The organism is Neobacillus notoginsengisoli (genome assembly GCF_003515685.1).
Taxonomy (GTDB): Bacteria; Bacillota; Bacilli; order Bacillales; family Cytobacillaceae; genus Bacillus_D; species Bacillus_D notoginsengisoli.
This window is the reverse complement of sequence record NZ_QWEG01000010.1, coordinates 235,157-244,536: the sequence shown is the minus strand read 5'-3', so window position 1 is coordinate 244,536 and position 9,380 is coordinate 235,157. Positions and strand designations below refer to the sequence as shown.

The following is a 9,380-nucleotide window of genomic DNA, read 5'->3' as shown; positions in this document are numbered from 1 at the left end:
GTTGTCACAGGGCTTCAACCTTAGGATTTCTCCACCAGTTGCCTGTCAGCTAATGAGCGTCTTGGTACTTACTCAGATTGGACTTTCACCAATTAGCAATTAACGGCTTGCCTGGGCACGCAACAATCAAAAACCGGCTCCTAAAGAAAACACTTCAAATGATCATGCCGGTATGGACCACTCCAGTTCCGGCGAAGTTCCGGAAGGATTAAAAGAAGCTGCCAATCCGAAATATAAAGTAGGAAGTAAGGCAATTATTAATACAGACCATATGCCCGGAATGCAAGGGGCAACAGCCACCATCACTGGAGTATTTGACACTACTGCCTATGTCGTTTCCTATACTCCTACTACGGGTGAAAAAAGAGTAATGGGCCATAAATGGGTTATTCGCGAGGAATTGGATGATGCCGGTGAGGACCAGTTACAGCCTGGGGCAGAGGCTAAAATGAATGCCGACCATATGAAAGGCATGAAGGGAGCAACTGCTACAATCGATTCTGCAGAAAAAACGACTGTGTATATGGTTGACTTTACTCCAACAACAGGCGGCGATAAGGTCACTAACCATAAATGGGTGACTGAAAGTGAACTAACTCCGCTTAAATAACGCCCTCTATGAAAACACCCCCCAGCTGGCTTAGCCGGGGGGTGTTTGATTTTTTCCTTTCTTCATACTTTCTCAATGATTTTAGATTATGATAGTCGTATGAGGCTTTACTGGGTAAATGAAGAATATGGCGGAAAATAGTTTTAGGAGAAAATTCATCATGATGACAAAATTTAAAAGCATATCCATGAAACTTGGTTTCACATTCAGTGCTATTTTCATTTCCCTTTTCTTCATTCTTGGCTTCATTTTGTACGGGATTTTTACAAATATATTTGTTGATTATATCCAACAGGATTTGCTTACAAGGACCAAAAATCACGCGAGTATTTTGGAAAAAAGCTTTAATGAATCAACGATTGCCCATGTCCTTGAAATGGAGCAGGGGATTCCCTCAGAAGTGTTAATTACGGATTCAAACAATCGCATACTGGACTCTTCAATCCGATTGGAAGAGAAGATCACAAAGAATCTTCATTCAAAAACGATCCGGGATGAAGGAGAAATAATCGAAAACAATTGGAAAAACCAAAAATATATTATTGCCGTATCTCCAATTGGCAATCAGCTCGGGTTTATCTATATGTTCTACCCTTCGTCTATTTTGCGTGAAATCGTGTTTGTCATGAACATTTTATTCATTGCAGCCAATGCTGGAATACTCCTTCTGGCATTCGGGATCATCGGGATTTTATCCAGAAGCCTGACAAAACCGCTTCTGGCGATGAAGGACGCCACGACCAAAATGGCCATGGGAAAATACAGGCAAACAATACCTGTTAAAGGCCAGGATGAAATTGCCCAGCTTGGCAATTCGATTCAACTGCTTGGCGAGCAACTGAAACATTTCGAAGACAGCCGAAATGATTTTCTAGCCGCGGTTTCCCATGAACTGCGGACCCCCTTAACCTATATAAAGGGGTACAGCGACGTTTTGCAAAAAGGGCTTATCAAGGATCAGAAGGAACAGGAAGATTATTTAAGGATTATCAATAAGGAAGCGCACCGGGTTGCTTATATGGTCAATGATTTATTTGAAATGAGCAAGCTGCAGACAGGGAATTTCCTTTTGGAAAAAGAAGCGGCAAGCATCAATATCCCCATTGAAAAGGTAATCATGAACCTTGGTCCGGTTGCCAGGAATAAAGGATTGAAGCTGAAAATGGAGCTTCAACCCGATTTGCCTGACATTCCTATTGACCTTGACAGGTTAGAACAAGCTTTCTATAACCTGATTGAGAACAGTATAAAATTTACGACTCAAGGCTCCGTTACTGTCAAAACTTTTGTTAAAAGTGACTTTATTGTTGTTGAAGTGAGCGATACCGGGACGGGAATTCCTGCTTCGGACCTTCCGAAAATCTTCGACCGCTTTTACCGTGTTGACCAGTCACGGACTAGGAAAACGGGAGGAACCGGCCTTGGTTTATATGTCGTTAAACAAATCGTTGAAGCGCATAATGGAGAAATCCATGTAACTAGCCATGAATCAACCGGAACGACTTTTTCGTTATTTCTCAAAATTGGAGTGCAAAAATAGGAGATGGCCATGAGAAAAATTTTAATTGTAGATGATGAACTTGAAATGCGCCAATTGCTTCGCATTTATTTACTTCAGGAAAGTTACCAGATTGACGAAGCAGAAAATGGCCAGGAAGCTTTTGAAAAGGTCAAGAACAATAGTTATGACTTGATTCTCCTTGATGTAATGATGCCCGTGATGGATGGTTGGCAAACGATTGAGCAAATCAGGAAAATTTCCAATACCCCTATCATCCTGCTTACAGCCAAAGGATCAACCAAGGACAAGGTTACAGGACTGGCAGCTGGCGCGGATGACTATATCGTGAAGCCGTTTGATGAAGAGGAATTGCTTGCAAGAGTCCAGGCATTGCTAAGAAGGGCAAATACACCGGCTATGAATGAAAAGGCGCTAAAGTATAAAGGAATCGTTCTTGACCATTCTTCAAGGGAAGCCCTTTATCTTGGCAAAAGGCTGAATTTGACACAGACCGAATTCGATCTTCTGGCCACTTTCATTGAGAATAAAGGAATTGTTTTATCAAGGGAGCAACTGGTCAGCATCATCTGGGGAGTTGACTTTATGGGGGAAGACCGGACTGTCGATTCGCATATTCGAAATCTAAGAGAAAAACTGAAGACTTCCGGAATGGAAGAGAGAATGATTAAAACAGTTTGGGGCATCGGATATAAATTGGAATAAGGTGAGCCTATGAAACATTTCATACCGACGATTTTTTTAAGTTTCTTAACCTTTTCAGGGATTCTTTTTCTGGTTTTCGTAGCCCGGACAATTTTACACCCGCCAAATCACATGGGGATGATGATGAATCGGCAAATGATGTTCCACCATATGAATTTCTGGTTCGGCCAATTTTTCGGGATTTTTCTCATTGCATTGGGAGCCGGACTACTCCTCCTATTAATCAGCGGCTTTTTAAAAAAGAAGTGAAGCAGTGTTTACAAAAATGCCTACTCTTCTCCTAACTTTCTTCATTTTTTACATTTATGATAGCAATAAGAAGGAGGTGAGCATTAGTGAAAAGATTAGCAATCGTCTTAATGAGTACAGCTTTTGTTTTAGGAATGGGATCCTTTGCTCTCGCTCAAACGAACGGAAGTGGGAAAGCGATCCTGAATTTTAAAGAGATGCTTCCATTCATGCAAGAGATGCACCCGGATTCGACGGAACAAGAATTGCAGGAAATGTATAAGGCTTGCCATGGAAATGGCGAAGAATCGTCCCCTGCCGGAGAAAAAACCCAAAATACAAATAGCTTTTGATTGTTTTTTAAAAGGATTGGGATACTCAATCCTTTTTTATTTGGCTCTTTTGAAATGTAAAAGCGTGAAAACAGGTTAAAAAAGGGGAATTTATCCTCTTATTTTTCACACACCGGGAAGCGAACACTCATAATAACCAACATCAATGCAAAAATTCCCGACCGAAACTCCCTATTCAAGAAAAAAACCCGATTCATCACCGAGGAGGTTAAAAATAGGTTACTACTTTATAAATAAGGTAAACGACTCCTGCCAGGAGCCAGACGTATGTGCCTGGTCATATCGGAATGGTCCCTTTGCTCTTCTTGGCATCCGAACTGGTTGCCTTACCAATTTGAATGCTTCACGATCCCGTTGTCGCGCAGTCAGTTTGTTTCTCAACTTCCTTTTGCAAAAATGTTCCCTCCCCTACGTCATTATGTTTTACTAGAATAGCGTCTGTTAAAAACGCTTTTAATTTATCTTCCTCTTTCCAGTCTTTTATAGTTTACCATAACATACCCCGCGGGGTAAAATGAATGAAACTTATTTATTGGAGGCAATGATGGATCTCATTACGATTGGAAAGGTGACGCTGCCAACGACTGTTGTCGCTACTGTGGCAGCGGCTTTGGTGGCGCCGCTATTGCTTAAGGCAGCCACAAAACTAAAAACTGGTGACTGGTTCTGGAATGCGTTCTTTTATTTTTTCCTGACGGCCAAACTCAGCTATGTTCTCTTCAATTGGGGGACTTTCATGAAATCACCGGTTTCCCTGCTTTATTTTGACGGCGGCAGCAAGGGATTGGTCTTAGCCCTCATTGCAGCCCTTGCGTACCTATACCGAATGGCTCAAACCGGCAAGTTCAATCCAAGGACGGAAGGGCTTCCCCTCTATCACCTGTTTTTCCTTGTCTCGTTAACGGCCGACAAAGCGATGGCTGAAGACTGGACGGCATCGGCCGTGTATTTTCTTCTTCTCGCGGGCACACTATTTTTTGTAAATCGGCAGAAGAAGCTGGAAATCCAGGCATTTATTTTGCTCATGTTGGCGGAGGTTTTAGGATTGAGCGTCTTTGGAGGCCTCTTTGACCAAGGCAGCTTGACGGTTCTCACCGGAGGACTTTTCATCTCTGTCATGGCATACTTAAAGAAGGAGGGAATATCTCGTGAATAAGAAACTTTTTGCAGGAGCGCTTGTTGTACTCGCGCTGGCTGTTATCATCGTGAACGTTTCGAAACCAGGTCTTTCTTTTGGCAATAAAGCGCAAGAGGAGAATAAAGCAGCCCCGGCGACGGCAGAGATCGGGATCGCCGAAGGGAACATCGCTCCTGACTTCGAGCTCGGACTGGCGTCAGGCGAACAAGTGAAGCTTTCCGACTACCGCGGGCAAAAGGTCATCCTGAATTTCTGGGCAACATGGTGCCCTCCGTGTAAGGCGGAAATGCCCCATATGCAAAAATATTATGAAAGCCATAAGGATAAAGGCATGACGATTCTGGCCGTTAATCTGACCGCACTTGATAAAGGCCGTGAAACCATTGACCAATTCGTAAAGGACTACGGTTTAACGTTCCCGATTGCCCTCGATGAGAAAAACAAAGTCGGCACACAATATCAGGCGTTGACGATTCCGACGAGCTATATCATCAGCCCGGATGGGATTATCACCAAAAAGTACGTCGGGCCGATGGATGAGGATACGATGGAAAAGCTATTGAAAGAAGCGAATTGACTTTTTTGCAAAAACAGCCTGGACCCAATATAAAATGGGCCCAGGCTGTTTTTACTTGCTTGTTTGCAGTTTGGCCTGTTTCGGCAGGCTAATGCCAGTAAACCCGAAGAAGACGGTAATCAGCGGGGAGAACAGGCAGAAGAATGCGAACAAGAAATAGTCGGTGACCGGCACCCCGAGGACGGAGGCGATAAAGACGCCGCATACACTCCATGGGACGAGCGGGTTGACGACGGTTCCCGCGTCCTCAAGGACACGAGAAAGGTGCTTCGGCTCAAGGCCGGCTTTTTTAAAATGCCCCTTAAACGCGTTCCCCGGCAACAGAATCGACAAGTACTGCTCGCCAAGCATGAAATTCACGGCAATCGCCATCCCGGCTGTCGCGCTGATTAGCATGGACACACGTGCTAAGAACTTTTGGACAAGCGACAACAGGGCCGGTATGATGCCAAGCTTGAACAGGAGCCCGCCCATGCTTAGTGCCAGCAAGATGACCGAGATGCTGAACATCATGCTTTCAATCCCGCCGCGTGATAGCATCGAATCGACTTCCTCAATGGCACTGCCGGATTTGTATCCGGAGTAGAGCAGGGCCATCATCGCTTTGCCAGTAAAGCTGTCATTGATAAAAAAGGAAATGACGAGCGCGGAAATTGTGCCTGCCGATAAGGTGGCAATCGCGGGCACTTTTTTTGCCGCAAGAATCGCCAGAACGAAGAATGGAATGAGCGCGTACCAGTGGACAAGGTTCAATTCCAGCAGTTCGGTTTTGATCAAAGCCATCTGGCTGATGCTCTCGTTCGTATTGGCCGGCGAAATCACCATATAAACGATAAATGACAGGATAAAGGCTGGAATCGTCGTCCAGGTCATATTTTTGATGTGGTCGAACAAATCAGCACCGGCCACGCTAGCGGCAAGGTTCGTCGTATCGGACAAAGGCGACATCTTGTCACCGAAGAAAGCCCCAGATACGACCGCCCCCGCTGTAATCGCAGGTGAGATACCAAGTGCGGTGCTGGCTCCGACAAAGGCAACTCCGAGTGTTGCCGCCGTTGTCAGCGAACTGCCGATGCTCATGCCGATAATTGACGTGACGACAAAAACAATCGCATAATAAAACTTACCGGAAACGAGGTCGGTTGCAAGATAAATGAATGTTGGGATTGTACCGCCCGCCATCCAGCTGCTAATGAGCATCCCGATAAAAAAGAAAATCATCACAGCAGCAATCCCTGTTTTTGCCCCATCAGCCATTGCCGTTTCAAGCTCTTTAAAGCTCACTTTTTTCACAGTGCCATAGGCGAGCAAAAGGGCGATCCCCGAAAGAATGGCAATTTGCGGGACGACCTCCAAGCCGATAATCATGTAGCCAACTAGCCCCATTAAGATGATTGTAACAATTGCCGCCTCCGCAGGCTTAATGGCCAATCCTTGTTGTTCCTGTAACATAAAAACTCCCCCAATAAATGTCGAATAAAACACAAAAAAGCCCTTTCGTCAGTAGGGACGAAAAGACTCCGCGGTACCACCCTAGTTGGCAGCAATCACACTGCCCTCTTTGCAAAACATGCCCGTTCTATGCAGGTGTATTTCGTGACGGCCATCGCCCGGATTTTCACCCTCCATCCGGTCTCTTCTTGCTGCTAATGGGCATCCTACTAAAACTGCAGGCAACCTATTTAATTTTTCATTCGAGTTACGTCTGTTACTGAACTTACCACTCTTTCACTTAGACGCTTTTAAGTACTAAAGTAATTGTATGAGTCTACTATACATTGCATATTCCTTGCTGTCAAAAAGAAATAAGTACCATAATGGGGGAGGCAGATGTTTGGATTGTTTTATCCTGCCGTGCGTGTGTTTTGAGGTTTTTATTTTGCAAAAAGAGGGTATTGTGTAAGGATATGATGCGTGAAGAGAGAGTAATTTAATGGTGAAGAGCCAAAGGGGTAGGAAAATGACGATTTTGATTGTGGACGATAATCAAGTGAATTTGTTTTTAATAGAAAAAATATTGAAACGGGCAGGCTATGAGGATTACCTGTCCTTTTTGTCCGCGAGGGAAATGTTTGAGTATTTACAAATTGACAGCCCGCACCCTGTTGAGCGGCCGGCGGATTTGATTTTGATGGATATTATGATGCCGGAAATCGATGGGATTGTCGCTTGCCAAAAGCTGCAGGAAACGCCGCATACAAGGGATATTCCTGTCATTTTCGTCACGGCGCTTGAAGATTCCAACAAGGTGGCTGAAGCGCTTGATGTTGGCGGGATGGATTATGTGATGAAGCCGATCAACAAGACCGAGCTGCTGGCGCGGATTCGCGTTGTGCTGCGGCTGAAATATGAAAAGGATTGGCATAAAAAGCAGGATGAAATCATTCGCAACGAGCTCGAACTGTCGATGCAGGTCCAGACGAGCCTGTTGAGCGAGCCCGTGAATGATTCGCGCCTGAAAATCAAGGCTTCCTATCTGCCGGCGAATACACTTGCTGGCGATATGTATTACTGGCATAAAATTGACGAGAATCGTTATGCGGTCATTTTGCTTGATATGATGGGGCACGGGATATCGGCATCACTTGTGTGCATGTTCATTTCGTCCGTCCTCCGGGATTTAATCAGAGTAAATCCCGACCCCGAGCACGTCATCCGCGAGCTGAACCGCTGGATGGGCTCACTGAATAATAGGAAACAGCCAATTCCTCATTATTTTACCGCAATTTACATGGTGATTGACTCTGGCAAAAAAACGATCGAATATGTGAATGCCGGCCACCCGTCAGGCTATGCGTTTATAGATGGCCATCAGCTTGCTGAGCTTAAGTCGACCACTTGGGCGGTAGGATTTTTTGAGACGATTGACGTTGAGAAAAAAGTCATTACATACGAAGACTCCGCACAGCTGCTGCTGTTTACGGACGGGGTGCCGGAAACCGCCGAGAAGAACGGCCTGGCGGAAGTGGACCGCCTGAAGGAGGCCGCTTCGGCGGATTGGGGCAACATACTGGAACAGGAACCGATTGACTTACTGTTGTCCGGTGAGCAGCAGACTGTGGCGGATGATGACATGTGTGTTGTTTTGATTCGCGCGACCTAATAGTTGCAAGATTGGTTTGCTTGATACTAAAAGGCCTGGATCATTCTATCCGGGCTTTTTTTCTGCGTTCATGAACAAAAGCGCAAGCGCCTCGGTCATCGCCGTACAAACTGGAAGGGCTTCGACTGAGATAAAGGAATCACGAAGAGCGTTAGCGCATTCGATGCTGACTTATCGTAGGGAGGAGACCTGAAGTTTGCGCACGCGTAGGCGCTGAAGCTAGAGGTAGCCATGCTTGATAAGTGAGTTATCCACAGTCACGAAATCTAAAGTTTCCTAAACACCAAAAAAACGCATCGCCTCGAAAACCGAAGCGGTGCGTCTTCCTATTAATTAAGCATCTTCCGATAAATCTTCTCCGATGCATCGAATTCCACAAAATGCGGGTGGGCTTCACATCGGATCGCTTCCTTGCTGCCGAGCCCAAGGAAGCCCCCCTGGCTAAGACTGGCATCGATCAATCTAAGCACATGATGCTGCAGGTCCTGATTGAAGTAAATCAGGACATTTCTGCAAATCACAACATGGAATTCATTAAATGAGCTGTCAGTGACCAGATTATGCTGGGCAAAAACGATGTTTTCTCTTAATTTAGTGTCAAGAGTCGCGAAATGGCTGTCGGCCGTATAATATTCAGAAAACGACCGCCCCCCACCCGCCTGCAGGTAATTTTTTGTGTAGTCCTGCATTTTTGAAAGCGGAATAACGCCCTTATCAGCAACCTGAAGGACTTTCTCGCTCATATCAGTCGCATAGATTTTCACCTTATCCGCGAGCCCTTCCTCCTCGAGCAAAATCGCCATCGAGTATACTTCTTCGCCCGTCGAACAGCCGGCGTGCCAGATGCGGATTTGCGGGAGTCTCTTTAGATGTGGGACGACATTCCGGCGGAACGAAGCGAAAAAACTTGGATCGCGGAACATTTCCGTTACGTTGATCGAAAAGTCATCGAGCAGCTTCTTTAACACCGTTTCATCCTCAATGACCTTTTCAGTCAGCCTTGATATGCCCGGAAGCTGTTCGAGGCGGAGCCGGTTCTGGACGCGGCGCATGATAGAGGAATTCATATACTGCCGGAAATCAAAGCCGGACAGCCTGTACACGGCCAGAAGCAATAATTCCAGTTCAAGTTCTTCCTTTTGCAAAA

General features: G+C 45.5%; 8 protein-coding genes and 1 pseudogene. 7 read left to right on the top strand and 2 right to left on the bottom strand.

Features of this window, described 5'->3' with window-relative positions:
- Positions 1 to 163: 163 nt before the first annotated feature.
- The 6 genes and pseudogenes from D1B31_RS16640 to D1B31_RS16610 form a co-directional block, all read left to right on the top strand.
- Positions 164 to 610, top strand: a pseudogene (locus D1B31_RS16640) (YdhK family protein); the annotation flags it as partial.
- 160 nt (positions 611 to 770) lie between these two features.
- Positions 771 to 2,150: a sensor histidine kinase gene (locus tag D1B31_RS16635; RefSeq protein ID WP_240035313.1), complete on the top strand. Its 1,380-nt coding sequence runs from the start codon at positions 771 to 773 to the stop codon at positions 2,148 to 2,150.
- Positions 2,151 to 2,159: 9 nt separating this feature from the next.
- Positions 2,160 to 2,834 (top strand): response regulator transcription factor, encoded by a 675-nt coding sequence (locus D1B31_RS16630; RefSeq protein WP_118922431.1) that lies wholly within the window; start codon positions 2,160 to 2,162, stop codon positions 2,832 to 2,834.
- Positions 2,835 to 3,169: 335 nt separating this feature from the next.
- Complete coding sequence (locus tag D1B31_RS16620) at positions 3,170 to 3,415, top strand: EF-hand domain-containing protein (RefSeq protein ID WP_118922427.1); 246 nt, start codon at positions 3,170 to 3,172, stop codon at positions 3,413 to 3,415.
- 514 nt (positions 3,416 to 3,929) lie between these two features.
- The gene (locus tag D1B31_RS16615; RefSeq protein ID WP_142922599.1) at positions 3,930 to 4,571 is read left to right on the top strand and encodes a hypothetical protein; all 642 of its coding nucleotides are present in this window, start codon (positions 3,930 to 3,932) and stop codon (positions 4,569 to 4,571) included.
- Positions 4,564 to 5,130, top strand: coding sequence for a peroxiredoxin family protein (locus D1B31_RS16610; RefSeq protein ID WP_118922423.1), 567 nt, complete (start codon positions 4,564 to 4,566; stop codon positions 5,128 to 5,130). Before D1B31_RS16615 ends, D1B31_RS16610 begins: the two co-directional genes overlap by 8 nt.
- Before the next feature lie 51 nt (positions 5,131 to 5,181).
- On the opposite strand, the gene nhaC is transcribed toward D1B31_RS16610, so the two are convergent.
- Complete coding sequence (gene nhaC, locus D1B31_RS16605; protein ID WP_118922421.1) at positions 5,182 to 6,582, bottom strand: Na+/H+ antiporter NhaC; 1,401 nt, start codon at positions 6,580 to 6,582, stop codon at positions 5,182 to 5,184.
- Between the two features lie 508 nt (positions 6,583 to 7,090).
- Between nhaC and D1B31_RS16600 the strand changes: the two genes are divergently transcribed.
- Complete coding sequence (locus D1B31_RS16600; protein ID WP_118922419.1) at positions 7,091 to 8,233, top strand: PP2C family protein-serine/threonine phosphatase; 1,143 nt, start codon at positions 7,091 to 7,093, stop codon at positions 8,231 to 8,233.
- 329 nt (positions 8,234 to 8,562) lie between these two features.
- On the opposite strand, the gene D1B31_RS16595 is transcribed toward D1B31_RS16600, so the two are convergent.
- On the bottom strand, positions 8,563 to 9,378 hold the full coding sequence (locus D1B31_RS16595; protein ID WP_118922417.1) for a CheR family methyltransferase: 816 nt from the start codon (positions 9,376 to 9,378) through the stop codon (positions 8,563 to 8,565).
- Positions 9,379 to 9,380 lie beyond the last annotated feature (2 nt).

What these genes read in the sequence shown, in the direction of transcription:
- D1B31_RS16635 (WP_240035313.1), top strand. Translation starts at nt 771, where the DNA reads ATGATGACAAAATTTAAAAGCATATCCATGAAACTTGGTTTCACATTC.
- D1B31_RS16630 (WP_118922431.1), top strand. Translation starts at nt 2,160, where the DNA reads ATGAGAAAAATTTTAATTGTAGATGATGAACTTGAAATGCGCCAATTG.
- D1B31_RS16615 (WP_142922599.1), top strand. Translation starts at nt 3,930, where the DNA reads ATGAATGAAACTTATTTATTGGAGGCAATGATGGATCTCATTACGATT.
- nhaC (WP_118922421.1), bottom strand. Translation starts at nt 6,582, where the DNA reads ATGTTACAGGAACAACAAGGATTGGCCATTAAGCCTGCGGAGGCGGCA.
- D1B31_RS16600 (WP_118922419.1), top strand. Translation starts at nt 7,091, where the DNA reads ATGACGATTTTGATTGTGGACGATAATCAAGTGAATTTGTTTTTAATA.